This is a genomic window from Promicromonospora sp. Populi (assembly GCF_041081105.1).
Lineage (GTDB): Bacteria > Actinomycetota > Actinomycetes > Actinomycetales > Cellulomonadaceae > Promicromonospora.
The window spans coordinates 2,274,574-2,301,064 of sequence record NZ_CP163528.1 but is presented as its reverse complement, the minus strand read 5'-3'; the positions used below and the strand labels follow the sequence as shown (position 1 = coordinate 2,301,064).

The window sequence follows — 26,491 nt, the reverse complement described above, 5'->3', positions numbered from 1 at the left end:
GCCTACATGGCTTCCGACGATGTCCGTACGCTCACCGAGGCCAGGGCCGTCACCGCCCTGGCCAACCCGGCCCGTTCCCGGCTGCTCGACTCGCTGACGGCGCAGGGGCCCGCCACAGCGTCGGTGCTGGCCGAGCGCACCGGGATGGCCGTCGGGAGCATCAGTCATCACATGCGGGTGATGGCAACCGCCGGGCTCGTCGAGGAGGCGCCGGAGCTGGCCCGCGACGGGCGCGAACGCTGGTGGCGCCGCGCGGCGCGGTCCATCAGCTGGGGCCGGTCGACGTTGCCGCAGGACGCCGAGAGCCAGCGCCAGGCGGTGGCGGCCGAGGAGTTCATGCTGGCGCGCCAGGTCGAGCGTGCCCGCACCTGGCTGGGGCGCCCCGAGGGGGACGACGAGTGGGCCCGGGCCGAGCTCTCCACTGATAGCTGGCTGTTGCTCACCCCCGAGGAGCTGTGCGAGCTCCGCGATGAGTTCCACGAGCTGCTGGGGCGCTGGAAGAACCGGAGCAAGGCGGGCGAGGCGGCCGACGACACGGAGCGACGCGAGCACGTCTTCCTGTTCGCGCGAGGATTCCCCTCGCAGCCGTGATCTAACAAGATTACTTGTACAAGATCTCTTGTACGTCTAGTCTACGGGTATGACGACGTCGACAGCGCCTTCCCGCGGCACCGCCCCCGACGCGCAGCCTCTCGCGCGCAACCGGGCCTTCGGCCTGCTCTGGCTGGGCGAAGGGGTGAGTGTCGTCGGCAACGCGACGACCTCCACGCTGCTGCCCCTGCTTGCGGTGACCCAGCTCGACGCCGGTCCCGGCTGGATGGGGCTCATCGCCGCCGCGACGTGGCTGCCGTGGCTGGTGATCGGCCTGCCGGCGGGTGCATGGGTGGACCGGCTGCCCGCCCGGCGGGTGATGATCATCGCGAATCTGGTCTCCGCCGCCGCCTTCGGGAGCCTGCCGGTGGCCTACGCGCTCGAAGTTCTTACGCTGTCCCACATCGTGGTGGTGGGTCTGGTGGGCGGGGCCTGCACGGTGTTCTTCCGGACGGCGTACCAGGTGTTCCTGCCCGAGGTGGTGCCGGCCGAGCAGCTCGAGTCCGCGAACTCGCGCCTGTTCGGCACGGAGTCCGCGGCGAACGTGGCCGGCCCCGGCCTGGGCGGTCTCCTCGCCCAGTGGCTGACGGCGGCGGCCGGGATCGCGCTCGACGCCGTGACGTTCCTCTGGTCCGCCGTGTGCCTCTGGCGCATCCGGCTGCCCCGGCCGGCGAAAGCGCCGGAGGGTTCTGCCGAACCGCTGCTCGCGCGCATCCGGGAGGGTGTGGACCTGGTGCGCCGGGACCGCTACATCCCGTGGCTCGTGGGCATCGGCGGCCTGTCCAACTTCGGGCTCACCGGGTACACGGCGCTCCTGGTCCTGTTCCTCGTGCGCGACCTGCACCTGACCGAGGCGGGGGTCGGCGTGGTCCTCGCCGTGGCGGGCGGCGGGGGCGTGGTGGGCGCCGTCGTCGCCCCGTACCTGAGCCGTGGCCTCGGCAGCGGGCGGGCGTCCACCGTCCTGCTGCTGCTCAGCGGCCCGGCCGCGCTGCTCGTCGGCGCGGGCCTGCCGGGCTGGGGAGCGGCGCTCAGCGCGGCCGGCGGCTTCCTGGTCGGCCTGTTCGTGGTAGCGGGCAACGTGATCCGGAACGCGTGGCGCCTCCGCTACGTGCCGGCCGGGCTGCGCGGACGGGTGATGACGGTGATGCAGGTGGTGAACTTCGGCACCATGCCGGTTGCCGGCGTCGTCGCGGGCTGGCTCGGCGGGGCGTTCGGCGTCCGCGAGACGATCCTGGTCATGGCGGCAGTGCACTGCCTCGCCTGCTGGGGCGTGCTGCTCTCGCCCCTGGTAAGGATGCGGGAGCTTCCGGCGGGGACGCTGGGAAGCTAGGGGGCGGGCTGCCTCGGGAACGACTTCGGGTACCGAACCCGGCTGGATTCGGTACCCGAAGTTGTGATCGAAACAGACCCTGAGGTCAGGCTCCTGCGGGGACCCGCCGGGCGGCGTCCGCGCTGGTGAGCTCCGCGGCGTCGTACTGGGCGCCGCCGCTCAGGCTCGGCATCATCGAGGTGAGCTGCGGCTTCCACGCGTCGTACCGGCCGGGGAAGCAGCGCTCCAGCAGCCCGGTCATGGCGGCGACGGCGGTCGAGGCGCCCGGGGATGCGCCCAGCAGGCCGGCAATGGTGCCGTCCTTGGCCGCGACGACCTCGGTGCCGAACTCCAGCACGCCGCCCTTACCCTTGACCCACTTCATCACCTGGACGCGCTGGCCCGCGGTGATCTGCTCCCAGTCGCCGGGCTGCGCCGTCGGCATGAAGCGCTGCAGCTCGTGGAACTTGGTCTCCGGCGCGGAGACGACCTGGCCGACCAGGTAGCCGGTGAGGTCCATGTTCTTCGCGGCGACGCCGAGCATCGTGCCGATGTTGTGCAGGCGCAGCGACGTGATCAGGCCGAGGTACTTGCCCTTCTTCAGGTAGTTCGGGCTGAACCCGGCGTACGGGCCGAACATCAGGTAGCCCTTGCCGTCCACGATGCGCGTGTCCAGGTGCGGCACGGACATCGGCGGGGCGCCGACGTCGGCCTTGCCGTACACCTTGGCCTGGTGCTGGGCCACGAGCTCAGGCGAGGAGGTGCGCAGGAACTCGCCCGAGATCGGGAAGCCGCCGTAACCGCGGGCCTCCTTGATGCCCGAGGCCTGCAGCAGCGGCAGCGCGCCACCGCCCGCGCCGACGAAGACGAACTTCGCGGTCACGGTACGACGGCGGGTGCCGGCGTTCCAGGTACGGTCGCGCAGGGTGATGCGCCAGCGGCCGTCCCGCAGCTTCTTGAGACCGCGGACCTCGTGGTTCACGTGCAGCTCGGTGTTCTTCGTCGTCGCGAAGTCGATGAGCTGCTTGGTGAGCGCGCCGAAGTCGACGTCGGTCCCACCGGCGGCCCGGGTCGCGGCGATCGGCTCGTCGGCGTCGCGGTCCAGGGTCATCAGCGGGGCCCACTGGCCGATCACGGCCGGGTCCGAGCTGAACTCCATGTCGCTGAACAGCGGGTGCGCGCTCAGCGCCTCGTGCCGGCGGCGCAGGAAGTCCACGTTCTCCGCGCCGCGCACGAACGTCATGTGCGGCGTGACGTTGATGAAGTCCGTGCCCTCCATCAGGCCGGCGGTCAGGAGGTGGTTCCAGAACTCGCGGGAGGTGTGGAACTGCTCGTTGATCGTCACCGCCTTGGAGATGTCGACAGAGCCGTCGGCACGCTCGGGCGTGTAGTTCAGCTCGCAGAGCGCGGAGTGGCCGGTGCCCGCGTTGTTCCACGGGTTCGATGACTCGAGGGCTACCTCATCGAGTCGTTCGTAGATCCCGATACGCCAGGTCGGCTCGAGGATCGTGAACAGCGCGCCGAGGGTGGCGCTCATGATCCCTCCGCCGATCAGCGCGACATCTACCTCTTCGGAGGGACGCGGGGCGCTCTGGTGATAGAAAGTCACGGCAGAAACGATAGCCCGCTTGTGAAAAGCGGAACGAGCGTTGTGGCGTGAATCACGTGCCGGCTTCCGTGACCTCCCTCACGCCCGTCTAGGAGCGCCGTGGGCGGCCCGGGAGCCCGGGCTCACCTGGCCGGGACGGCGGACGGCCACGGCCCCAGCTCGGGCAGGTCACCCGGCAGCGGCGTCGTCGGAACGCGGCCGGCCAGCCAGGCGGTGACGTCGCGGGGGTCGCCCTCGACGTCGTCCACGGCCACGCCGTCGGGCAGCCGCACAGCCAGGAACTCGCGCAGATGCGCGCACAGGGCGTCGTCCCACGTCTCGTAGCCGACCGCCTGGGCCGTGCCGGCGAGCGCGTCGACCGAGTGGATCCGGACCTCGCGCCACCAGGCCTGCAGGCAGCCCGACAGTGGTCCGCCGCGGTACCCGCTCGGGGCGTCCCAGAGCGGTGAGGCGGGCTCGGGCCAGGCCTGCGTCAGGTCGGTGCGCAGGGCGCTCAGGACGCCTCGGTGCTCGGCGACCGTTCGGCCGGCACCCGCCTCGATCCCGGCGGTCCGAGCCTCCTGGCTCGGGTACACGGGCACCACCTCGCCGCGCGCGGCGGCCCGCGCCTGCCCGAGCATCGCGCCGCCGAGCCCCGCGATGTGAGACAGGACGTGCCCGCGCGTCCAGCCGTGCAGCGTCGACGGCCCGGCGGCGTCGTCATCGGTCAGCTGCCCGACGGCGGCCAGCAGCGCGTCCAGCCCCGCCGTCGAGTCGGCCAGGGCGTGGGGGATCAGGTCGGTGCTGGTCACAGGGGCGTCCCTTCGTCGGGCTGAAGCTCTTGGGTGCGGATGCAGGCGGTATGGATCCAGGCGGCCGGTCAGGGCCACAGCAGGCCGGACGTCCAGCCGCCGGCGCCGACCACGTATCGCAGGCGGGTCTGCGGCCCGTTGTCCGGCGCCTGCCAGAACTCGACCTCGGTGGGCGTCAGGACATAGGCGGTCCAGTCCGGAGCGACCAGCTCGGGGTCTGCGGTTACGGCACGCAGCGCCTCGGCGAACGCGCCCACGTACTCCTCCTGGGAGGCGAGTGGTTCGCTCTGGTGGTTCACCAGGCCCGTGGCCCTGGACAGGTCGGACCGCGCGAGAAAGTCGGCCCGGCTCGCCTCTGGCCCGGCGGGCGCCGCGCTGCCCGTGACCTTGACCTGGCGGCCCAGTACCGGCCACAGGAACGTCAGCGCGGCGTGCGGGTTGGCCGCCAGGTCGCGGCCCTTCGGTCCAGTGGACTGCGAGGCGAACCACCAGCCGTCCGCCGTCACGTCCTTGAGCAGCAGCGTGCGCGCATGGACGTGCCCCGCGGTGTCGGCGGTCGACAGGATCGCGGCCTGCGGGAGCAGGACGCCCGCGTCGATCGCTTCGTCGATCCACGTCACGAACAGCTCGTGCGGAGTCGCCGGGGCCGCCTCCGGGTCGAGGGCCGGGAGGCCTGGCCGGGGGATGGTCGGCAGCGCGCGCAGGCGCTCGCGGAACGTCACGGGTTCTCCTTCTGGTTCAGTTCTGGTTCAGCAGGCCGACGAAGCCGCGCACCGCCGTGGTGAGCGCGTCCGGGTCCTGTGTGGCACGGGCCAGGACGTAACCGCCCTGGATGATCGCGAGGGCGGCGTGCGCTCGGTCGCGGGCGACGTCGTCGGGCAGGCCCGACTCCCGGAAGATGCCGGTGAGCACGCCGAGCAGCCGCACGAAGTAGGCGGTCACCACGGGGCGGAGGCCGTCGTCGTCCATCACCGCCTGGTCGGCGGTGAGGCGGCCGATCCGGCAGCCGGCCAGGGCGTCGCGCGGCCGTTCGAGGTAGGCGACGAGGCGGTCGATGGCGGGGGACTCGGCGCCGAGCGTGCGCATCGCCTTGGCGAGCGCGTCGTCGACGGTGGCGCCGACCGCGGCTACCGCGAGGTCGTGCTTGGTGGGGAAGTGGTGGTACAGACTGCCCTGCCCGACGCCGGACGCCGCCAGCACCGCCCGCGGGCTCGTGGCGCCGACGCCCTGTGCGGCGAAGAGATCTTGCGCGGCCCCGACGATCCGACCGCGCGCGCTGTCCGTACTCATGACCCTGAACATACCTACCTCCAGGTATGGTCACAACCCCGCGTAGCCTCCGGGATGACAAGCCTGCACGGGCGCTGAGATCTGGTGGTTGCGCTGAGATCTGGTCGCATACGACCAGATCTCGACGGAAGCGCCAGATCTCGACCGGGGCGTCAGATCAGGGTTAGAGCGCCCAGGACGCCTACCGAAAGGGCCAGGGCCAGTGAGATCGCGATCAGGACGGTGTGCACGGTGAGGAACTTGGTGGCGCGGCCGTCGGCGTCGCGCGACCGGGGGTCGGCGACGATGCGCTGCCAGAACCGCGGCCAGATGAGCAGGTTCCACAGGGCGGTAACGATCAGGACGACGGACCAGGCGACCGGGATGTTCACGTGCCCAGTATCCCGCCGAGCCGCACGGCGTTGAGCACAGCGGCCGCCGTACTGGCGGCAGCTGATGTGCTCAACACCGCTAGGAGTTACGACGGGCGGCCCAGGACCCGGCTGACCCGGCTGACTCGCCCGATCCGGCTGGGTGCCGTCCGCAGCCAAGAGCGGGGATCAGAAGTAGTCGCGGACGTGGAGCTGGCGGCCCGCGAAGAGAGCGGTCAGCACGGCGTCGTGGCCGGGGGTGCCGGTCAGGTGTCCCGCGATCCGGAGGTTGGCCGCGGACTGCGTGCCCGCGTACAGCAGCGCCAGCCCGTTCACGCTCAGCACCGGCCGCTCGTGGTGCGCGTCCTCGGCGAGGACGGCGTCGCGCTCGAGGTGGGTGACGCCGTCGGACACAGTGAGCGTCCAGGCTCCCTCGATGTCCGCCGCGCCGCGGACCGCGAACGGGACACGCACGCCGTCGAGCGGCGACTCCAGGCCGGCCAGCGCGCCGGCGACGTCCAGGATCCGCAGCATGTACGGGTGCGCGGCGTGCACGGTGGAGGTCAGGTCGGGCAGCACCAGCCACGCGGGATCCAGGCCCGACGTCGACACGCGTGCCGCGCCGACCACCGTCGAGAAGCTGCCGAGCGTGCGCCACAGGGCGCGGGCGGCGCCGGGGGTCAGGGCGATGAGGTCGTCGATCTCCATGACCGCGTCGGCGGGCGTGTACCCCTCACCGCGGATCCAGCTCGCGAAGCCGACGACGGCGCCCGCGTCGCCCGCCGAACCGTGCCCGTCGATCGCGAGGGTGACGCCGGTGTAGTCGGCGAAGAACTTCTCCGGCGGGGTCCAGAACGGCTTCTCCGCCCGGGAGATCGGGCCGTTCTGGGCGGCGGCCCAGGTGCGGTGCACGGCGACTATCGAGTCGAAGTCCGCGGGCGTGGCCCGGCGGGTGGTGATCCCATCGGGTGCTGTGACCCGGCTCAGGTTCTGCAGCGGCACGTCGACGTCGTCGAACGAGCCGACCACCTCGTAGCCCAGGCCGCGGTAGATGCCGGGCGCGCTGGGGAAGAGCGTGGAGATCACCTCGCCGTTCTCGCGCGCCTCGGCGAGGGCGGCGCCGAAGAGCCGCGTGAGGTGGCCGGAGCCGCGCCGCTCCGGTTCGACCGCGACGCCGGCCACGCCCGCCGTCGGCACCTGGACACCGTGGAACCAGGACGTGAAGCCGTAGACCCGCAGCCGGGCGGCCAGGCCGTCGTCGTCGTCGAACGCACCCCACTCGCGGAAGTCGGCGGCCTCCCACTCCTCGCGGGTCGGTACCGTGCGGCCGCCCTCGGGCGCGCCGAACGCCTCGCCGCCCAGGCGGGTGTAGTCCGCCTGGGCGGCGTACTCGATGGGGCGCACGGTGAGACTCATGCGGCCGACACTAGGCAACGGTCCCGGGCTCCCGCGAGCTCATTCGGGGCGGCCCAGCTTCTGTTCATGGCGACTTAGCCTGCGGCTCCGGCTCAGTCGCCGAAGTAGGCGACCTGGTCCTCGGCCGGGTGGGGCCGGTGCAACGGGGTGCGGGTGACTTCGAGCGGCTCGGGCGTGAGCAGGCGCGGCAGCTCGGCGTCGGAGGTGCGGTCGCCGGGGGTGATCCCGTCGTCGGGCACGAGATCGCGCTGGAACAGGACGGCGTCGTGCCACTGCCCGTGCTTCCAGCCGATCTTGTTGAACGAGCCCGCCCGCTGGAACCCGGCGGCCTCGTGCAGCGCGACGGCGGGGTCGTTCGGCAGCACGACGCTGGCGACGACGCGGTGGTACCCGCGCCGGGCGAGCCGGGCCAGGAGCGCGTCGTACAGAACTCGGCCGCCGCCGCGCCGCTGGTAGCCCTCCGCGACGTACACGTTGGTCTCGAGTGTCCAGCGGAACGTCGGGCGGTCCGCGAACGGCTTCGCGTAGGCGAAGCCGACCGGGCTGCCCTCGGTCTCGAGCACCAGCCAGGTCTCCCGGCCGAAGAATCGCTCGATCCGGCGTGTCATCTCGCGGGAATCCGGCGGACGGGTCTCGAAGGTCGCCGCCGAGTCGGCGACGAAGGGGGCGTAGATGGCGGCGCAGGCTGCGGCGTCGTCTGGTGTCGCGACGCGGACGATGCTGTCCATGCACGGATCCTGTCCTGAACAGGGCGGATGCGATGATCGCAGCGGCGGGTTGACGGCGGTGGGTCGAGCGGGTAGATCAGCTCGGCTCGCCGGCGGGTGGGGTGTCGCGGCGGTCGTCGGGCGCGAGGTCCTTCTGCAGGCGCATGACGTCGCGCCACTGGCCGTGCTTCCAGCCGACCTTCCGGAGCGTGCCGACCACCTCGAACCCGAGCGAGACGTGCAGGCCGAGGCTGGCGTCGTTCGGGAGGGCGAGTCCCGCAATCAGACGGCGGTAGCCGCGCTCGGCGAGCCGCTCGAACAGCGCCTCGTAGAGCGCGCGGCCCGCGCCGGTCCGGCGTCGGCCCGCCTCCAGGTAGACGCTCGTCTCGGCCGCCCAGCGGTAGGCCTCGCGCGAGGAGTAGGGCGCGGCGTAGGCGAAGCCGACGACGTCGGACCCGCTCGCGTCCTGCGCCACGAGCCACGCGTGGCTGGCCGAGTAGCTCGCGATGCGCTGCGCCATCTCCGGGGCGCCCGGCGGCTCCGACTCGAAGCTGATGTGGGTGTGGCGCACGTAGAAGCCGTAGATGTCGGCGCACGCCGCCGCATCGTCGGCGGTCGCGGCTCGGATCGTCAGGTCCATGACCTGATCGTGCCGGAAATCTGGTGGGATGAACCCGCCCGTTTTTATCCAGCGGCCGATGTCGGTGGCCAGGTCTACGGTGATGCTCGTGACCACGCTTCAGCGCCGGGTGCTCCTCGTCGCAGTCCTCGCCTCCTTCGTGTCCTTCCTCGACGGCACGGTGGTGAGCGTCGCGCTGCCCGCGATAGCGGACGAGCTCGGGGGACCGGGCATCGCCGGGCTGGCCCTGCAGCAGTGGGTGGTGGACGCCTACCTCGTGACCCTCGGCTCGTTGATGCTCGTGGCCGGCTCGGTCTCCGACGTCTACGGGCGGCGCCGGGTGCTGACGGTCGGGCTCGTGGGGTTCGGGATCGCCTCCGTGCTGTGCGCGGTCGCCCCGACGGGCCCCGTCCTCGTGATCGCCCGCGCCCTGCAGGGGGTGGCCGGCGCCCTGCTCGTGCCGAGCTCGCTCGCCCTGATCATCGCGACGTTCAGCGGTGAGGCGCAGGCCCGGGCGATCGGCCGGTGGACGGCGTGGACCACCGGCGCGATGATCGTCGGCCCGTTCGTGGGCGGCATGCTGGTGGACTTCGCGTCGTGGCGCTGGGTGTTCTGGATCAACGTGCCGGTCATCGCAGTGACCCTCTGGATGCTGCGCGCGGTTCCCGCGGCGGAGGGCGAGCCGGGCCGGCGGGTGGACATCCCCGGTGCTGCGCTGGCCGCGTTCGGTCTTGCGGGAGTGGTGTTCGGGCTGATCGAGGGCGAGCGGCTGGGCTGGACCTCGCCGGGCATCGTGGTGCCCGTCGTGGTGGGCGCCGCGATGCTGATCGCGTTTGTGCTCTACCAGCGCCGGGCCGCAGACCCGATGCTGCCGCTGCGCCTGTTCCGGGTGCGCAACTTCGCGTGGGGCAACCTGGCGACCACCGCTATCTACGGCGCGCTCTCGCTGGGCGGCTTTGTGGTCACGCTGTTCCTGCAGCAGGTTGCCGGGTACTCGGCCACCTGGTCGGGCCTGGCGCAGCTGCCGGTTACGTTCGCGATGATCGCGCTGTCCGCCTGGTTCGGCACGCTCGCCGGCCGGTACGGGCCGCGGCTGTTCATGACCGTGGGACCGATCGTGGCGGGGGCCGGGTTCCTCCTGATGCTCGCGATGGACGAGACCGCCTTCTACCCCACGCAGGTGCTGCCCGGCCAGATCGTCTTCGGGCTCGGCCTGTCGATGACGGTGGCGCCACTGACGGCGGCCATCCTGGGTGCCGTCCCGGCGCACGACGCCGGCATCGGCTCCGCCGTGAACAACGCGGTCTCGCGTGTGGCAGGGCTCGTGATGGTGGCGTTCGCCGGTGTCATCACGGGCGGTGTGCTCGACGTCGACTCGTTCCACCGGGCGCTCCTGGTCACCGCGGGGCTGCTCGTGATCGGCGGGCTGTTGTCCCTGGTGGGGATCCGGAGCGTCCCCGGGGCGGATCCGGTGGGTCCGGACGAGAGCGGTCCGGGTGAAGGGCTGGTCAAATCGGCTTAGGTAAGCCTAACCTCAGCGCATGGCATTCAAGGTGCGCAAGGCGGTCGATCCGCACGTCGTCATGGCTGAGGTAGTCGGCACCAAGCAGGTCACGCCGAACATGATGCGTGTGACTCTCGGCGGCGACGAGCTCGCCCAGTTCACGCCGATCGGCTACGACCAGTGGTTCCGCCTCTTCCTGCCGCGCGCGGGCCAGGACATGCTCCGGCTGCCCACGCGCGCGTCGGCGCTCTGGTACGCCGAATACCTCACCACCCCGAAGACCCGGCGGCCCTGGGTGCGCAACTACACGGTCCGCGCCGCGCGCCCCGACCTGAACGAGATCGACGTCGACTTCGTGCTGCACGCGGGGCCCGACGACGAGGCAGAGGATGCCGAGCACCACTCGGGGCCCGGAGCCGACTTCGCCCAGGTCGCAGAGCCGGGCATGCGCGTCGGCGTGCTCGACCAGGGCGTCGTCTACAACCCGCGCCACCCACATGACTGGACGCTCCTGGTCACCGAGGAGTCCGGGCTGCCCGCCGTCGCGGGCATCTGTGAGTCCCTCCCCGAGGAGGCGCGCGGCGTCGCCGTCATCGAGGTCCCCACGGCCGGGGACAAGCAGGAGTTCCGGGTGCCCTCCGGCGTCGAGCTGCGCTGGGTGGTCCGGTCCGACGGCGAGGACCCGCACGCCCTCCCCGGGCAGGCGGCGCTCGCGGAGCTGCGCGACCTGGACCTGACCGGGCTGAGCGGTGACGTGTACGCCTTCGCGGTAGGCGAGTCGGCGCTGGCCACGGGCGCGCGCCGGCACCTGGTGGGCGAGCGGGGAGTGCCCAAGGCGCACGTGGACTTCGTGGGCTACTGGCGGCACGGCCGTTCGGCGCCGGGCTGAGCGTCGCTCGCGTGGAGCTGGCCTCAGCCGAAGATCGGGGGGTAGCCGATCAGACCGCGCAGGGTCGGGTCCGCCGGGTCGTAGGCCGGCAGCAAATAAACCTGGGCGGCCTCGCGCGGAGCCCAGTCCGGCAGATGCATCTCGATCCCGTGCTCGCGGGCCGGGAGGAAGCCGAGCGCCCCGTAGTACCTGGGGCTCCCCTCCAGTACCACCAGCGGCTCACCGGCCTCCTCGGCACCGGCCAGGGCCGCCCGCACCAGGGCTGCGCCGAAGCCGCGCCGCTGGCGGTCAGGGCGGACAGCGAGCGGAGTCAGCATCGCGATCGTGCGTTCACCGGCGGCGCCCGTCACGGTGCAGCCGTCGATCATGACGTGACCGACCACCTCGTCGTCGGACACCTCGCCGCCCGACACCGCGACCAGCGACGTTGCCGGGCGGTAGATCCACGACTCGCGTATCCGGTCCACGCCGTCGGCGACCTCGTCGTCGCCGAAGGCCGCGACCAGGACCTCCCGGATCGCCGGAAAGTCCTCCGGCCGCTCGGGCCGGATCGTCCAGTCGCTCACGCGTCGACGGCGCCGGCCGGCGCGGGCTGCTCCGCGACCTCGGCGAGGGAGCGGACGATGTCGAACTCGTTGCCCTCCGGGTCGGCGAGCGTCACCCAGCCGGAACCGGGGCCGTACTGCCCGCGGTGGTCGCCCACCACCGTGGCACCGTGTGCGATCACCCGCGCGATCTCCGTGTCACGCAGGTCGGCGCGCGGGCGCAGGTCGAGGTGCACCCGGTTCTTGACCGACTTGCCCTCCGGCACCTCGATGAACAGCACGGACACGCCCTTGCCGTCCGGGTCCACGATCATGCACTCGTGGTGGCCGGGCAGGTTCGGGTCGCCGGGGACGTCCTGGTAGCCGAGCACCGGCTTCCACCACTGGGAGAGCGAGTAGGCGTCGGAGCAGTCCACGGTGATGTGCGAGATGAAAGAGGTCATCGTCGGACCCTGGCACAACCCGCCGCGGCCGCCCAGCGAAATTAGGGCCGCCCGCCGGCCGGCTCGGCTCGGCTCGGCCGATCACGCCACCCGGACCACTACCTTGCCGCGGGTGTGGCCCGTCTCGCTGGCCCGGTGCGCGTCCGCGGCGTCGGCCAGGTCGAAGACCTGGGCCACCTCGACCGTGAGCTCGCCCGCGTCGAACAGGGCGGTGAGCGCGTCGAGGCCCGCGACGGACGGGCGCACCCAGACGTAGTGGCCGCCGTGCTCGGTGCGGGCGGTGGCGTCGGTGATCGAGGCGATGGTGCCGCCGTCGGCCAGGAGCTCCGCGCTGGCGGCTACGGCGTCGCCGCCGGCGAAGTCGAGGACCACGTCGACGCCGTCGGGCGCGAGCGCGCGGACCCGGTCGGCCAGGCCGTCGCCGTAGGTGACGGGCTCGGCACCGAGCCCGCGCAGGAACTCGTGGTTCCGCTCGCTCGCGGTGCCGATCACGCGCGCGCCCCGAGCCCTCGCGATCTGCACGGCGAACGCGCCGACGCCACCGGACGCGGCGTGCACCAGCACGGTCTGGCCGTCCTTGACCCCGGCCCGCTGGATCGCTTCGTAGGCAGTGAGGCCCGCGAGCGGCACCGCTGCCGCCTCCTCGAAGCTCAGCGACGCCGGCTTGCGCGCCAGCGTGCGGACGGGCGCGGCGACGAGCTCGGCGAACGTGCCGCCCTGCACGGTGTCCTTGCGCACGTAGCCGTAGACCTCGTCGCCCACCTGGAACTCGGGGGTGTCCAGGCCGACCTGCTCGACGACGCCCGCGACGTCCCAGCCCGGGATCGCCGGGAGCTGCACGTCGACGAGGCCCTGCAGGCGACCCTCGCGGATCTTCCAGTCGACCGGGTTGACCGAGGCCGCCTTGACCCGCACCACGAGGGTGTCGGGGCCGATATGCGGGTCAGGCTGCTCGGTGAGCTCGAGGACGTCCGCGCTGCCGAACTTCGAATACGTGATCGCTCGCATGCTGGCAACGATAGGCCTACGGAGCGTGGCTTTCCTGCGCTCGCCCGTCGCCGGTAAAAGTGTGCCAAGCGGCACGCCAGACCGGGGTCACGGCTGGTTGGGCAGCTCCACCTCGACGTCCGCCGGTGACTTGTCCGGACGCCAGCCGCGCCACACCGAGTGCCGCATCCGCCGCTCGCCCGAGGCCCTGTCGGGACCCTCTGCCCAGTCGGCGTACGTCACCTCGCCCACCAGCTTGGGCGAGACCCAGTGGGCGTCCGACGCGTCTTCCACCGGAACGCCGGACACCCCCGGTGTCTTGCGCTCCATGCCGCGCAGCCGGGTGGTGATCTCCCGACGCTCGTGCTCGGAGAAGCCCGTGCCCACGCGCCCGACGTAGCGCAGGCCGGCGCCGTCCGGCAGGTCCGGGACCGCCATGAGCAGCGAGCCCATCACCGAGGTGTCTGCCCGGCCCGGGCGCCAGCCCACGATGACCACCTCCTGCATCGCCTGGTGCTTGACCTTGAGCCACTCCCGCGAGCGCCGTCCGGCATAGGTGGAGGTGCGGCGCTTGGCGACGACTCCCTCCAGTCTCAGGGAGCGCGAGGTGCGCAATGCGGCATCGAGGTCGCCCTCAAAAGCGGGCGGCAGGTGCACGGGTGCCTCGGGTGTGACCAGGGACTCGAGGAGCTCGCGTCGCTCGGTGTAGGGGCGGCCGGTGACGTCCTCGCCGTCGGCCCGTAGGACGTCGAACAGCATGAGGTCCACCTGGACGAGGGCCCGGGCGCGGGCGACGTCGCGTTCCTTGCGCAGGTTGGCCCGCTGCTGGAGGCGGCGGAAGTCGGGGCGGCCGTTGCGGTCGAGGGCGACGATCTCGCCGTCGAGCAGCATGGGGAGCCGGGCCGGGTCTGCCTGGGCGGCGAGCACGCTGAGCTCGGGGAACGTCGCGGTGAGGTCCTGGCCGGAGCGGCTGACCAGGTGCACCGTCTCCGGGTCCAGGACGTGGGCCAGGGCGCGGAACCCGTCCCACTTCATCTCGAAGACCCAGTCCTCCGGCTTGGTCAGGTCGCCGGGTGTGGCGGCGGTGGCGAGCATGGGCCGTTGCCCCAGGTCTCGCTGAGTGCCGGGTTCTCGCCTGCTCGGGCTCGGGCTCGAGCTCGGGCTCGGGCTCGGGCGGCGCGTGGGCCGGGTACTTGGTGGCTGCGGGGCCCCGGGCTGGGACTTCGTCAGGTGGATGAGCCAGTTGTTCTCGGCGTCGCCGTCGCGGCCGCCCGTGCGGATCAGGGCGAGCCGGCGGGAGCCGCGGTCGGCGGAGTGGAGGGTGGCGATCACCTCGTCGTCGCGCCACTTCTCCAGGTCGTAGGTGCCGGAGTCCCAGATCGTGACTTCTCCGGCGCCGTACTCGCCGCCGGGGATGGATCCCTCGAAGGACCCGTACTCCAGCGGGTGGTCCTCGGTCTGTACGGCGAGGTGGTTCTTGGCCGGGTCGGTGGGCTCGCCGCGGGGGAGGGCCCAGCTGACGAGGACGCCGTCGTGCTCCAGGCGGAAGTCCCAGTGCAGGCGGCGGGCGTGGTGCTCCTGGATGACGAAGGTGGGCTTGGCCTCGGCGCCTGGCGCGGCCTCGGACGGCGCATCGGGCCCGAACGGCTCCGGCGTCTTCGCCGGGTCGCGCTTGGCGCGGTAGGTCTGAAGCTTCTGGAAGGTCGCGAGGCGCTCCGGCGTCGGCTCCAGAGCGGAGAGGTGACCTTCCAGCAGCGGCGCGAGGAGGTCGCCGTCGGCCTCGACGCGGGCGACCACCTCCTCGGGGGTGAGCTGGGCCAGGTCCGGGTCGTCCAGCTCCGCCCAGGTGCGGGGCGCGGCGACCCAGGGCCGGTCGCGACCGCGCAGGGAGTAGGGCGCGATGGTGGTCTTGCTGCCGTTGTTCTGCGACCAGTCGACGAGCACCTTTCCCGTCCGCAGCTTTTTGCTCATGTCGCTGATCACGAGGTCGGGGTGCTCGGTCTCGAGGTAGCGGGCGAGCTCGTGCGCGACGGCGGACACCGCGTCGGAGCTGAGGCGGGTGTCCTGGGCCTTGCCGAGGGCCGCATAGAGGTGGATGCCCTTGGAGCCGGACGTCACGGGGTACGGCTCCAGCCCCATGCCCTGCAGGATCTCGCGAGCCCACCGGGCGACCTGCGCGCACTCGGGCAGGCCCGCGCCGGGGCCCGGGTCGAGGTCCAGCACCAGGCGGTCCGGGTCGAGGCGCGCACCTGTGCGGCCGAACTGCCACTGCGGGGTGTGCAGCTCGAGGGTCGCCGTCTGGCCCAGCCAGGTCAGGGTCGCGAGGTCGTTGACCAGCACATAGTCGTTGGCCGACGTCTTGTGCTGGATCGACCTTCGCTTGACCCAGTCGGGGGTGGAGGCGTCGAGGTTCTTCTGGAAGAACATCTGCCCGCCCGTGCCGTCGGGCCACCGTTTGCGCGTGGTGGGGCGGTTGGCGGTGTGCGGCAGCAGCACGGGCGCGATCTGCGCCAGGTAGTGCAGCACCTCACCCTTGGTGGTGCCCGAAGCCGGGTACAGCACCTTGTCGAGATTGCTCAGGCGCAGGCTGTGCCCGTCCACCGTGACCGTCTGCTGGGTGCCCGCCATCACACCATCGTGCAGCCGGTCGCGCTCCCGTGCCCAGGGGTCGCGGAAATCACGTGACCGGGTGTCGTAGCGGGGCGAGGGACTCGGCTAGGCTCCGGCGAGTGATTTCGGAATCCCTCTCGATCGGCGCGGTAGCGTCCGCGTCGGTCGGCGCGCTCGCGGCAGCCCCGGCTGCCGCTGCCGACGCGCCGTCGATCGGCCGGCCCGACCGGCTCACCGTCTACGGCGCCGCGTGGTGCCGGGACTGCCGCCGCAGCAAGGCGGTGCTCGACGTGCGCCGGGTGGACTACGTCTACGTGGACCTCGTGGCGCACCCCACCCGGGCCGACGAGGCCGAGGCGCTGACCGGGCGAAAGACCCTCCCGGTCCTGGTGTTTCCCGACGGCGAGCACCTCGTCGAGCCCACCAACGCGGAGCTCGCGGCGAAGCTGGACCGCGTCGGCCTCTGACGCCGGCCCTGCCTGCCCGGGCACGCCGCCCGGTACGTCGGCGGAGACCGAAACCTGGGCATGTGGTGCGCTTGGGGCGCACTATAGAAGCATGAGGGCGATCTGGAAGGGTGCCGTGACCTTCGGCCTCGTCAACGTTCCGGTCAAGCTGTACAGCGCGACCGAGGACCACGACGTGCCGCTCCACCAGGTGCATGACGCCGACGGCGGACGCATCCGGTACAAGCGTGTGTGCGAGATCGACGGCGAGGTGGTGCCGTACGAGCACATCGACCGCGCCTACGACGACGGCGAGCGCACAGTGGTGCTCACCAAGCAGGACCTCGCTGACCTCCCCGCCGAACGGGACCGTGAGATCTCCGTCGTGGAGTTCGTGCCGAGCGAGCAGATCGACCTGATCATGCTCGACCGGACGTACTACCTGGAGCCCGACTCCAAGTCGACGAAGGCCTACGTGCTGCTGCGCCGCACGCTGGAGGAGACCGACCGCACCGCCATCGTGAAGTTCGCGCTGCGGCAGCGCACCCGGCTGGCGGCGCTGCGGGTGCGCGAGGAGATCCTGGTGCTGCAGACCCTCCTGTGGGCCGACGAGATCCGCGAGGCAGCGTTTCCGTCCCTCGACGAGCCCGCGAAGATCAGCGACAAGGAGCTCACGATGTCGGCCCAGCTGGTGAGCAGCTTCGAGGCCGACTTCACGCCCGAGGACTACGAGGACGAGTACCAGGTGCAGCTGCGCAAGCTCGTCGACGCGAAGCTGGAGGCCGGCGACAGCGTCGACACGGCGGCGACGTTCGGCGAGGCAGCCGAGGAGGAGACCGGGGGCGCCGAGGTGGTAGACCTCATGGAGGCCCTGAAACGCAGCGTCGCCGACGCAAAAAAATCCCGCCGCAAAACGGGCTGACCCCCTGCTCCGCTGGTCTCGAACGCGGCGGGAGTGGAGTTACCGAGTCAGGTGGGCCGTCAGGCCGCGGGCGCCTGCGCGCATCACTCGGGCGTGGGCCCAGGCGAGCGGGCCCGGGCCGATCCGTGACGCCGCGCGGAACCAGGCCGGGACGGGTGATACCTGCCAGACGAGCAGCACCTCGGTCGAGCCGCCGCCCGGAACCTCCGACACCGTCACGTCCGCCCGGCCCTCCAGGTCGCCCGAGACTTCCAGCAGGGCCCGCCCGGGCACGCCCGCCGACGGCGCCGTCGTCTCCACGAGGTCCAGCCGGAACCGCAGCGCGTACCCGAGCGGGCTGCGCACCCGTAGCCGTGCCCACGCCCCGGGCGCGGCCAGCCCCTGGGGTCCGACGGCGGAGTGGGTCGCCTCCGCGGTCAGCCCCGGCCACCAGTCGGGCCAGCTGAACCGGGGGTCGGCGAGCACCGACCAGACCCGCGCGACAGGGGCGGGCGGACGCCAGACAGACCGGAGCACGAACATCCGCCCATCCTCCCGTGCCCGCCGCGGATCCGACAGGAGCAGGCCCGTCAGCAGCAGTTCCGGCCACGTGCAAAGGTAGAGGTGATGAGTCGTACCAACCCGCCCCGCTGGCTGCGCTGGACCCTCGCCGGAGTGGCCGCACTCCTCGTCTGCCTAGCGTCCGGGATCACTACCGCGAGAGCAGACCTCAGCCTCGGCCCGCACGAGGCCACCTACGCCGTCACCGCGGACGACGAGCTGGTCGCCGACCTCGGCCCGCTCGGCACCGTCGTCACCGACTCCCCGCTGCCGTTCACCCTCGGTGTCCGGATCACCGTGCACGAGATCCCCGCAGACCTCTCGGCCGTGGACGCCGCCAGCTTCGACGCGCTCGCGGGAGACCTCGACGGCTACCTCCAGTTCTTCGACTCCCCGCAGCAGACAGTGCGCACCGTGGCCTGGGCGCTGGTCTGGGACGCGGTCCGCGGCACGGGCACGGCGGCGGTGCTCCTGGTCGCGGCAGGTCTCGGGCTGCGCGCCCTGCTCGGTCCGGCCCGACGGCGCTACCTCGCCGGGGCGCTCGCCGCCCGCACCTGGGCGATCACCGGCGTTGTGCTCGTCGTCGTTCTGGTGGCCGGGACAGTCACGGCCAGCTCGGCACCCGAGCAGCGGGCGACGCTCCCCGCCTCGCCGGTGTTCGCGGGGACCGCGCTGGAGGGCGCCCGCATCACGGGCCGGCTGGCCGGGGTGGTCGACACCTACAGCGGGCAGCTCGTGGACGCCTACCAGGCCAACGAGGTGTTCTACGCGGGCGCCCGCGAGCAGCTCATGGCGGCCTGGGACGCCCGGGTCGCCGAGCAGGAGGCGGCGGCCGCCGAGCCGGGCACCGAGCCAGACGCCGCGGCGTCGGACAGCCCCGAGGAACCCGACTACGTGACCCTGCTCCTGGTCTCGGACCTGCACTGCAACACCGGCATGACGCCGCTCATCAGGGACCTTGCCGACCGGCTCGCGCCCGACGTGATGCTCAACGCGGGGGACACCACCATCAACGGCACGAGCGTGGAGTCCGTCTGCGTGGACTCGTTCGCGTCGGCCGTGCCCGACGGCGTCCCGTTCGTCGTGGCGGACGGCAACCACGACTCGCGGCTGACGACGGCCACCGAGCTGGCGAACCGCCAGATCGTGCTCGACGGCGACATCGTCGAGGTGGCGGGCATCCGGATCCTCGGCGACCGGGACCCGCTGGAGACCCGGATCGGCGGCGGCACCGTCAACGCGCGCGAGGAGACGCCCGAGGAGGCCGGCGAGCGGCTGCGGGACGTCGCGTGCGACGCCGCGGGGGAGGCCGGCCTGGGCGGCTTCACCGCGGAGGACCGGGTGGACCTGCTCATGGTGCACCAGCCCGTCGTCGGCACCGCCGCCCTGGAGTCGGGCTGCGTGCCGTTCCAGATCTCGGGGCACATGCACACGCGGATGGGTCCGGAGGTAGTGGGCTACGGCGTGCGATACGTGAACGCGAGCACCGCCGGCGCGACGCAGGGCAACGCCTCGGTGGGCCCCCTGCGCGACTCCTCGGAGATGACGGTGCTGCGGTTCGACCCGGAGCGGCGCCAGCTCGTGGACTGGCAGCTCGTCGAGGTCACGCCCGACGGCGAGGCGTCGGTGAGCGAGCGGCAGGCGATGCCGCCAGCGGTTCCGCTGCCGGACGAGATACCGGACGGGGTGCCCGGGGGTGTGCTGGGTGGGGTGCTCGGCGGGACGACGTCCGGCTCGGGGCGGACGCCGTCGCCGTCGGGCAACTAGGCTCGGGGCGTGGAGAGCGCAACCGACCCGGCCGAGCTGACGCCCGTCGCCCAGGACTACCTGAAGGCGGTGTGGTCGGCCCAGGAGTGGTCGGACGAGAAGGTGACCACCAAGCACCTCGCCGACCGGCTCGGGGTCGGCGCGTCCACCGTCTCGGAGACGGTGCGCCGCCTGTCCGGGCAGGGCCTGCTGGAGCACGAGCGCTACGGCGCGATCCGGCTGACCGACGACGGCCGCCGCCTCGCGCTCATGATGGTGCGCCGCCACCGGCTCCTGGAGACCTTCCTCGTGGACCAGCTCGGGTACGGCTGGGACGAGGTGCACGACGAGGCCGAGGTGCTGGAGCACGCCGTCTCCGACGTGTTCGTGGAGCGGATGGCCGCGCGCCTGGGCAACCCGTCGCGCGACCCGCACGGCGACCCGATCCCGGCCGCCGACGGCACGGTGGTGCGGCCGGACGCGATGCCGCTGTCGGCCATGCACGCGGGTGACAGCGGCACCGTCGTCCGGATCTCCGACGCCGACCCTGAGGCGCTGCGCTACCTCGCCGAGCTCGGCCTGGACCTCGACATGCGCGTCGAGGTGCAGGCCCGGCGCGAGTTCGCCGGCACGGTCGCCGTCTCCTGGACCTGCCCGGACGAGCGGGTTGCCGACCTCGGCCTGCTCGCGGCCTCCCGGGTGTGGGTGGCACGGGAGTAGGCTTCTCCTCGTTCCCGCTGTTTCGTCGCCGGTGTCGCCGACGGTCTTACCGAATCGATACGACACCCCTGGAGTTCCCATGGCGACCAGCTCTGAGCAGCACGCCCCCGACGAGGTGGCTGGCGAGGCGGCCAAGACCGGCTCGATGCGCCGCGCGGCGCCCGCGCTCGTCGCCCTCGCCGTCGGCGGCTTCACCATCGGCACCACCGAGTTCGCCGCCATGGGCCTGCTGCCCGACGTCGGTGCCGACCTCCTGGCGACCGACCCGCAGGTGGGGCACACCATCACCGCGTACGCGCTGGGCGTCGTCGTCGGGGCGCCGCTGCTGACCGTTGCCGCGGCGCGGATGTCGCGCAAGCGCCTGCTGCTCCTGCTCATGGGCGCCTATACCGTGGCGAACGTGCTGTCGGCGGCGGCGCCGGACATCGGCTGGCTCGTGGCCGGGCGATTCCTGGCCGGGCTGCCGCACGGCGCGTTCTTCGGCGTCGGGGCGGCGGTGGGGGCCGCCGTCGCCGGGCCGGCCCAGCGCGGGCGGGCCGTCGCGACCATGATGACCGGCCTGACCATCGCGAACATCGTCGGCGTCCCGCTGTCCACGTGGGTGGGGCAGGCCTTCGGGTGGCGGGTCTCCTACGTCCTGATCGGTGTGCTCGGGATCGTGACCCTGCTGGGTCTGTGGCGCCTCGTGCCGGCCGGCGCGGGCGGGGCGGGGCGCTCGGTGCGGACCGAGCTGGCGACCCTGCGGAACGTACCGCTGTGGTTCGCGTTCGTAGTGGGCGCCATCGGGTTCGGCGGCATGTTCGCCGTCTACACCTACGTGGCCCCCACCCTGACCGGGGTGACCGGCCTGCCCGGCGGTGCGGTGCCCTGGGTGCTCGCCCTGTTCGGCGTCGGCATGACCGTCGGGATGCAGATCGGCGGGCGGCTCGCCGACCGCGGTGTGCTGCGCGCGGTGGTGATCGGTTTCGTGACGACGGCGGCCTCGCTCGTCCTGTTCGCGCTGACGGGCGGCTCGGTGGTGCCCGCGTTGATCTCCCTGTTCCTGCTCGGCGTCACCTCCCAGGTGCTGGGCCTCGCGTTCCAGACCCGCCTCATGGACCTCTCGCCCGGCGCGCCGTCGCTGGGTGCGGCGCTGTGCCACGCCGGGCTCAACGTGGCCAACGGTGCCGGCGCGTTCATGGGCGGCGTGGTCATCAACGCCGGCTGGGGCTATCTCGCGCCGGCCTGGGCCGGGGCCGCGGTCACCGTGCTGGGGCTCGGCCTGATCCTGGCGTTCGGGCGGCAGCGGGTTGTCCACCAGGCGGCGGAGACAACTTTGTGACCACAAGTCCAGCGAGGTCCCAGCCTGCGCCGGTACCCTGTGCGCGTGACTGAGACCGGGGCGACCACGACGTCGTCGGAAAGCTCGATCGGCAGCTCGACGGAGAGCGTTGCGGGGCCCGGCCCCCAGCCGCTCGGCGCGCGGACCATGGGCCTGCTCCTGGTGGTGCTGGGCGCGATCGGCTTCGTAGCCTCGTTCGCCCTGGCCTGGGAGAAGTACCTGGCGTTCGTGGACCCGGACCGCACGGCGTCCTGCACCATCAATCTGTTCGTCACCTGCAGCGCGGCCATGGAGTCGTGGCAGGGCGCACTGCTCGGCTTCCCGAACCCGTACATCGGGGTCGCGGCGTTCCCCGTCGTCATCACGACCGGCGTGATGATGCTGCTGGGCACCCGCCTGCCGCGCTGGTACTGGACGTCGCTGCTGATCGGGACTGTCCTGGGTCAGGCGCTCGTCTTCTTCCTGATGTACACCAGCTTCCACGTGATCATCGCGCTGTGCCCCTACTGCATGGTCGTGTGGACCATCATGTGGCCGCTGCTCTGGTACCAGGTGGTGCGGGGCGTGGGGTCGGGCGACCTGCCCGTGGGCGCCGGGCTGCGTGACGCCCTGGTGAGCAACCGCCACATCATCCTGATCATCGGCTACGTCGTCGCCGTCGGGTGGTTGATGCTCGCGGTGGGCGGAGACCTGGTCGCGTCGTTCTGAGGTCAGCGGCGTAGCGCCTCGCGCAGCACACGGCCCTCGCTGGCCGACGGCGGTGAGTAGCCCAGCAGCGCCGAGATCGTCGGTGCGATGTCGATGTGCCGCGGCCTGTACGGGTGCGCGCCCGGCTGGACGCCCGCGCCCGCCAGGACCAGCGGGATGCGCAGCTCGGTGGTCGCTCCGTGCCGCCCTGCGGCGTCGGCCGGAGTGGCTCCGAACGACCAGCCCGGCGCGGGTTCCACGAGCAGGTCGCCGTGGTTCGGGCTCATGTGCAGACGCCGCTGGTCGGTCTTGTTGAACACGTTCTGCACTTGCGGTAGTGCGTTCAGCGCCCGCTCCAGGCGTCGGACGGCGGCCCGGTCGCCCGCCTGCTCGCCGATGATCCGGACGTCCGCGACACCGCCGACGACTATGACGACGTCGGTGTCGGGTGCCGGCGACTGGCCGCTGGTCAGGATCTGCGGGGTGAACCCGGCCGCCTCGATCGCGGCGAGGGCCTCGGTGGCGAAACCCTTGTCGAACGTCGTCATGCCGTGGTCGCCGGTGATGACAAACGCCGTGCGGTCGTAGACGCCCGCCTCCTGGGTGGCCGTCATGATGCGTCCGAGCTGCTGGTCGATCTCCTCCAGGGCGCCCGGGATGCGTGGGTCGGCGTCGCCGCCGTCGTGCCCGATCGCGTCGAGCGTGTCGCAGTAGACCGCCATGAGCGCCGGGATGCCGCTGGCGGTGACGAGCTGCCCGCCCGAGCTGACCGGTTCGCCGCGCAGCACGGCGACGGCGTCGTCGGTGCGGCGGGCGCAGTCGCCGCCGGGCTGCGTGTAGAGGCCGTCCGGGTCGCCGTACGTGACGCCGTAGTTCTGCAGGATGAACCACTGCGACGAGAAGACGGTGCCGCCCTGCGCTCGGATCGACTGCGCGATCGTCGGTACGACGAGGTCGCGCTGCTGACCCTTGGCCGTGTTGGTGGCCGGGTCGAACCAGTAGGCGGTGTTGTGGTGGGTCTCCGGCCAGGCGCCGGTCGCGACGGACGACCACGACGGGTTGGTGATCGAGGTCATCACACCGGTCGAGGTCGTGACGCTGCCGCGCCGCAGGAGGCGTTCCAGGTTCGGCATCTCCGCGGCCGGGTCGTCACCGCGCAGCAGGTCGAGGTACTCGACGTCGAACCCGTCCAGCGCCAGGAAGACGACGTGGTCGGCGGCCGGGCGGTGGGTCGCCGGTTCTACGGTGGCGGGCTGGGCGCCGGTTGCCTGCGGCATCGGGACGGCGGCCGCGGTCGAGGCCGTCCACACGGTGGCGGCGGCGATGCTGGTGGCGAGGATCTTTCGCAACAGGGGCATCATGCGAGCCATTCGAGCACCCGGGCATAGAACTTGGGGAGAGGCAGGGGCGAATGTCCGATGAACCTTCGTGCCTGTGGACAACCGAGGGCCGGGTAGCCGCGCGGTCGCTAGACTCGCAGCCGTGACCATGCCCGACGCACCCGAGCGCACCACGTCCCAGGACGAGCCCCGTTTCCGCTATACCCCAGCCCTCGCACAGCAGATCGAGCTGCGCTGGCAGGACGTCTGGGAAGAGCGCGGCACCTTTCACGCGGCGAACCCGCAGGGGCGACTTACGGGGCCGGGCGGGAGCCCGGCGGAGGGCGACCCGTACTTCATCATGGACATGTTCCCGTACCCCTCGGGTGCGGGCCTGCACGTGGGCCACCCGCTGGGCTACATCGCCACCGACGTGACCGGGCGCTTCCGCCGCATGCGCGGCGACAACGTGCTGCACGCGCTGGGCTACGACGCGTTCGGCCTGCCCGCGGAGCAGTATGCCGTCCAGACGGGGCAGCACCCGCGCGTGACGACCGAGGCCAACATCATCAACATGCGGCGCCAGCTGCGCCGCCTCGGCCTGGGCCACGACTCCCGCCGCACTTTCGCAACTATCGACCTCGAGTACGTCCGCTGGACGCAGTGGATCTTCCTGCAGATCTTCGACTCCTGGTACGACGCCGAAGCGGAGCGCCCCGGCCCGTCGACGGGCGCCGGGGACAGCCGCGGCCGGGCCCGCCCCATCGCCGAGCTCCGCGCGGAGCTGGCCGCCGGCACGCGCTCCGTCCCCGGGCACGACGGCGACAACACGGGCGGCGCCGTCTGGTCCGCGCTCAGCGAGTTCGAGCAGCGCGACGTCGTCGACGCGCAGCGCCTCGCCTACGTCGACTCCTCTCCGGTGAACTGGTGCCCGGGCCTGGGCACCGTGCTCGCGAACGAGGAGGTCACCTCCGACGGCCGGTCCGAGCGCGGTAACTTTCCGGTGTTCCAGCGCAGCCTGCGGCAGTGGAAGATGCGCATCACCGCCTACGCCGACCGCCTCACGGACGACCTGGAGCTGATCGACTGGCCGGAGAAGGTCAAGTCGATGCAGCGCAACTGGATCGGCCGGTCCACCGGCGCGAACGTGCGGTTCGACGTCGTCGGGACCGCCGAGGGTGACCCGGCCGGCGCGGCCGGCACGCTCGAGGTCTTCACCACCCGGCCCGACACCCTGTTCGGTGCCACCTTCATGGTGGTCGCTCCCGAGCACCCGCTGCTCGACGAGGTCCCCTCCGCGTGGCCGGACGGGACGCGCAGCAGCTGGACCGGCGGGTACGACACCCCGGTCGCGGCCGTCGCCGCGTACCGGCGCGAGGCGTCCGCGAAGACCGCCGTCGAGCGGCAGGCCGACGCGGGCAAGAAGACCGGCGTCTTCACGGGGCACCTGGCCGTGAACCCGGTCAGCGGCACACAGGTCCCGGTGTTCACCGCGGACTACGTGCTCATGGGCTACGGGACCGGCGCCATCATGGCGGTGCCGGGCGGCGACGAGCGCGACCATGCGTTCGCAGAGGCCTATGACCTGCCGGTGATCCACACGGTGGAGCCCGTCGGGGGCCTGCCGGAGGACCACACCGGGGCGTACGCGGGCGACGGGGTAGCCGTGCGCTCCTCGAACGACGAGATCTCGCTCGACGGCCTGGGCGTGACCGAGGCCAAGGCGAAGATCATCGCGTGGCTGGAGAGCAAGAACATCGGCGAGGGCACCACCACCTACCGCCTCAACGACTGGCTGTTCAGCCGGCAGCGCTACTGGGGCGAGCCGTTCCCGGTGGTCTGGGACGAGAACGACCGGCCCGTGGCGATCCCGGACGCGATGCTCCCGGTCGACCTGCCGGACGTGCCGGACTACGCGCCGCGCACCTTCGACCCCCAGGACGCGAACTCCGAGCCGGAGGCGCCGCTGGGCCGAAACGACGAGTGGGTGCACGTCACGCTCGACCTGGGCGACGGGCCGAAGAAGTACCGCCGCGACACCAACACGATGCCCAACTGGGCCGGGTCGTGCTGGTACTACCTGCGCTACCTGGACCCGGCCGAGACCGCCGCGGCTGCGCTCCCGGAGCTCGAGCAGTACTGGCTGGGGCCGGAGCACAACCCGACGTCCGGCCCGGCCGGCGGCGTCGACCTCTACGTGGGCGGTGTGGAGCACGCGGTGCTGCACCTGCTGTACGCGCGGTTCTGGCACAAGGTCCTGTTCGACCTGGGTCATGTCTCGGGCATCGAGCCGTTCGGCAAGCTCTTCAACCAGGGCTACATCCAGGCGTACGCGTATACCGACTCGCGCGGCCAGTACGTGCCCGCCGACGAGGTGGAGGGCGACGAGCAGACCGGGTTCACCTGGCAGGGACAGACCGTCAACCGTGAGTACGGGAAGATGGGCAAGTCGCTGAAGAACGTAGTGACGCCTGACGACATGTACGAGCAGTACGGCGCCGACACGTTCCGGGTCTACGAGATGTCGATGGGCCCGCTGGACCTTTCGCGGCCGTGGGACACGCGCGCCGTCGTCGGGTCGCAGCGGTTCCTGCAGCGCCTCTGGCGCAATGTCGTCTCGGAGGAGACGGGCGAGCTCACGGTGACGGACGACGAGCCCGACACCGCCACCCTGCGCGCCGTGCACCGCACCATCGCGGACGTCCGCCTGGAGATGGAGAGCATGCGGCCGAACACGGCCATCGCCAAGCTCATCACGCTGAACAACCACCTCACGGGGCTGCCGGCCGTGCCGCGCTCGGCCGTGGAGCCGCTGGTCCTGATGACGGCGCCGATCGCGCCGCACATCGCGGAGGAGCTGTGGTCCCGGCTCGGGCACGACGAGTCGCTGGCGCGCGCGCCGTTCCCGACGGCCGAGGACCAGTACCTCGTCCAGGACACCGTGACCTGCGTGGTTCAGGTACAGGGCAAGGTGCGTGCCCGGTTCGAGGTCGCCCCGGACATCTCGGCACAGGACCTGGAGGCAACGGCCCTGGCCGAGCCGAACGTGGTCAAGTTCCTGGACGGCCGCGGCGTCCGCAAGGTGATCGTCCGCGCCCCGAACCTGGTCAACATAGTCCCGGCCTGACCC

General features: G+C 72.0%; 25 protein-coding genes. 11 read left to right on the top strand and 14 right to left on the bottom strand.

Translation table 11 applies throughout. The annotated features are described in order from the left end of the window. The first annotated feature begins 6 nt into the window (after positions 1 to 6). A complete protein-coding gene (locus AB1046_RS10500; protein ID WP_369375041.1) occupies positions 7 to 591 on the top strand; it encodes an ArsR/SmtB family transcription factor in 585 nt (194 codons plus the stop codon). Between the two features lie 49 nt (positions 592 to 640). Then, positions 641 to 1,921 (top strand): MFS transporter, encoded by a 1,281-nt coding sequence (locus tag AB1046_RS10495; RefSeq protein WP_369375039.1) that lies wholly within the window; start codon positions 641 to 643, stop codon positions 1,919 to 1,921. An 85-nt stretch (positions 1,922 to 2,006) separates the two neighbouring features. On the opposite strand, the gene mqo is transcribed toward AB1046_RS10495, so the two are convergent. From mqo to AB1046_RS10455, 8 genes are all read right to left on the bottom strand, one after another. After that, complete coding sequence (mqo, locus tag AB1046_RS10490; protein WP_369375037.1) at positions 2,007 to 3,509, bottom strand: malate dehydrogenase (quinone); 1,503 nt, start codon at positions 3,507 to 3,509, stop codon at positions 2,007 to 2,009. Positions 3,510 to 3,631: 122 nt separating this feature from the next. Further along, the gene (locus tag AB1046_RS10485; protein WP_369375035.1) at positions 3,632 to 4,300 is read right to left on the bottom strand and encodes a maleylpyruvate isomerase family mycothiol-dependent enzyme; all 669 of its coding nucleotides are present in this window, start codon (positions 4,298 to 4,300) and stop codon (positions 3,632 to 3,634) included. Between the two features lie 68 nt (positions 4,301 to 4,368). After that, positions 4,369 to 5,022, bottom strand: coding sequence for a pyridoxal 5'-phosphate synthase (locus tag AB1046_RS10480; protein WP_369375033.1), 654 nt, complete (start codon positions 5,020 to 5,022; stop codon positions 4,369 to 4,371). 16 nt (positions 5,023 to 5,038) lie between these two features. After that, complete coding sequence (locus tag AB1046_RS10475; RefSeq protein WP_369375031.1) at positions 5,039 to 5,590, bottom strand: TetR/AcrR family transcriptional regulator; 552 nt, start codon at positions 5,588 to 5,590, stop codon at positions 5,039 to 5,041. A 152-nt stretch (positions 5,591 to 5,742) separates the two neighbouring features. Beyond that, on the bottom strand, positions 5,743 to 5,961 hold the full coding sequence (locus AB1046_RS10470) for an SCO4848 family membrane protein (RefSeq protein ID WP_369375029.1): 219 nt from the start codon (positions 5,959 to 5,961) through the stop codon (positions 5,743 to 5,745). A gap of 168 nt (positions 5,962 to 6,129) precedes the next feature. Beyond that, entirely contained in the window at positions 6,130 to 7,356 is a 1,227-nt protein-coding gene (gene eis / locus AB1046_RS10465; RefSeq protein WP_369375027.1) for an enhanced intracellular survival protein Eis, read from the bottom strand. A 92-nt stretch (positions 7,357 to 7,448) separates the two neighbouring features. After that, positions 7,449 to 8,084, bottom strand: coding sequence for an N-acetyltransferase family protein (locus tag AB1046_RS10460; RefSeq protein WP_369375025.1), 636 nt, complete (start codon positions 8,082 to 8,084; stop codon positions 7,449 to 7,451). Positions 8,085 to 8,160: 76 nt separating this feature from the next. Beyond that, positions 8,161 to 8,799: an N-acetyltransferase family protein gene (locus AB1046_RS10455; protein WP_369375023.1), complete on the bottom strand. Its 639-nt coding sequence runs from the start codon at positions 8,797 to 8,799 to the stop codon at positions 8,161 to 8,163. Here AB1046_RS10455 and AB1046_RS10450 point away from each other — a divergent pair. Together AB1046_RS10450 and AB1046_RS10445 are read left to right on the top strand one after the other, a co-directional pair. After that, positions 8,786 to 10,204: an MFS transporter gene (locus AB1046_RS10450; RefSeq protein ID WP_369375021.1), complete on the top strand. Its 1,419-nt coding sequence runs from the start codon at positions 8,786 to 8,788 to the stop codon at positions 10,202 to 10,204. The two genes, AB1046_RS10455 and AB1046_RS10450, sit on opposite strands and share 14 nt — an antisense overlap. 19 nt (positions 10,205 to 10,223) lie before the next feature. Then, positions 10,224 to 11,075: a siderophore-interacting protein gene (locus AB1046_RS10445; protein ID WP_369375019.1), complete on the top strand. Its 852-nt coding sequence runs from the start codon at positions 10,224 to 10,226 to the stop codon at positions 11,073 to 11,075. Between the two features lie 23 nt (positions 11,076 to 11,098). Here AB1046_RS10445 and AB1046_RS10440 read toward each other — a convergent pair whose 3' ends face one another. The 4 genes from AB1046_RS10440 to AB1046_RS10425 form a co-directional block, all read right to left on the bottom strand. Continuing rightward, the gene (locus AB1046_RS10440) at positions 11,099 to 11,641 is read right to left on the bottom strand and encodes a GNAT family N-acetyltransferase (protein ID WP_369375017.1); all 543 of its coding nucleotides are present in this window, start codon (positions 11,639 to 11,641) and stop codon (positions 11,099 to 11,101) included. Beyond that, positions 11,638 to 12,063, bottom strand: coding sequence for a VOC family protein (locus AB1046_RS10435; RefSeq protein ID WP_369375015.1), 426 nt, complete (start codon positions 12,061 to 12,063; stop codon positions 11,638 to 11,640). Before AB1046_RS10435 ends, AB1046_RS10440 begins: the two co-directional genes overlap by 4 nt. Before the next feature lie 81 nt (positions 12,064 to 12,144). Next, the gene (locus AB1046_RS10430) at positions 12,145 to 13,071 is read right to left on the bottom strand and encodes an NADP-dependent oxidoreductase (RefSeq protein WP_369375014.1); all 927 of its coding nucleotides are present in this window, start codon (positions 13,069 to 13,071) and stop codon (positions 12,145 to 12,147) included. A gap of 87 nt (positions 13,072 to 13,158) precedes the next feature. Then, complete coding sequence (locus AB1046_RS10425; RefSeq protein WP_369375012.1) at positions 13,159 to 15,678, bottom strand: ATP-dependent DNA ligase; 2,520 nt, start codon at positions 15,676 to 15,678, stop codon at positions 13,159 to 13,161. Positions 15,679 to 15,872: 194 nt separating this feature from the next. Between AB1046_RS10425 and AB1046_RS10420 the strand changes: the two genes are divergently transcribed. Both AB1046_RS10420 and AB1046_RS10415 read left to right on the top strand, forming a co-directional pair. Next, positions 15,873 to 16,127, top strand: a complete 255-nt coding sequence (locus AB1046_RS10420) for a glutaredoxin family protein (protein WP_369375651.1) — start codon at positions 15,873 to 15,875, stop codon at positions 16,125 to 16,127. A 91-nt stretch (positions 16,128 to 16,218) separates the two neighbouring features. Beyond that, entirely contained in the window at positions 16,219 to 17,028 is an 810-nt protein-coding gene (locus AB1046_RS10415) for a Ku protein (RefSeq protein WP_369375010.1), read from the top strand. 39 nt (positions 17,029 to 17,067) lie between these two features. Here AB1046_RS10415 and AB1046_RS10410 read toward each other — a convergent pair whose 3' ends face one another. Next, positions 17,068 to 17,550 carry a hypothetical protein gene (locus AB1046_RS10410; protein WP_369375008.1) on the bottom strand — a complete coding sequence of 161 codons (483 nt, stop codon included), beginning with the start codon at positions 17,548 to 17,550 and terminating at the stop codon, positions 17,068 to 17,070. An 84-nt stretch (positions 17,551 to 17,634) separates the two neighbouring features. Here AB1046_RS10410 and AB1046_RS10405 point away from each other — a divergent pair, with 84 nt between their 5' ends. From AB1046_RS10405 to AB1046_RS10390, 4 genes are all read left to right on the top strand, one after another. Then, the gene (locus AB1046_RS10405) at positions 17,635 to 19,335 is read left to right on the top strand and encodes a metallophosphoesterase (protein WP_369375006.1); all 1,701 of its coding nucleotides are present in this window, start codon (positions 17,635 to 17,637) and stop codon (positions 19,333 to 19,335) included. 9 nt (positions 19,336 to 19,344) lie between these two features. Continuing rightward, positions 19,345 to 20,034 carry a metal-dependent transcriptional regulator gene (locus AB1046_RS10400; protein ID WP_369375004.1) on the top strand — a complete coding sequence of 230 codons (690 nt, stop codon included), beginning with the start codon at positions 19,345 to 19,347 and terminating at the stop codon, positions 20,032 to 20,034. 79 nt (positions 20,035 to 20,113) lie between these two features. Beyond that, entirely contained in the window at positions 20,114 to 21,355 is a 1,242-nt protein-coding gene (locus AB1046_RS10395) for an MFS transporter (protein ID WP_369375002.1), read from the top strand. A gap of 45 nt (positions 21,356 to 21,400) precedes the next feature. Further along, positions 21,401 to 22,063 (top strand): vitamin K epoxide reductase family protein, encoded by a 663-nt coding sequence (locus AB1046_RS10390; protein WP_369375000.1) that lies wholly within the window; start codon positions 21,401 to 21,403, stop codon positions 22,061 to 22,063. 2 nt (positions 22,064 to 22,065) lie between these two features. Here AB1046_RS10390 and AB1046_RS10385 read toward each other — a convergent pair whose 3' ends face one another. Beyond that, a complete protein-coding gene (locus AB1046_RS10385; RefSeq protein WP_369374998.1) occupies positions 22,066 to 23,400 on the bottom strand; it encodes an alkaline phosphatase family protein in 1,335 nt (444 codons plus the stop codon). A 130-nt stretch (positions 23,401 to 23,530) separates the two neighbouring features. Between AB1046_RS10385 and leuS the strand changes: the two genes are divergently transcribed. After that, complete coding sequence (gene leuS, locus AB1046_RS10380) at positions 23,531 to 26,488, top strand: leucine--tRNA ligase (protein ID WP_369375649.1); 2,958 nt, start codon at positions 23,531 to 23,533, stop codon at positions 26,486 to 26,488. Positions 26,489 to 26,491: the final 3 nt, after the last annotated feature.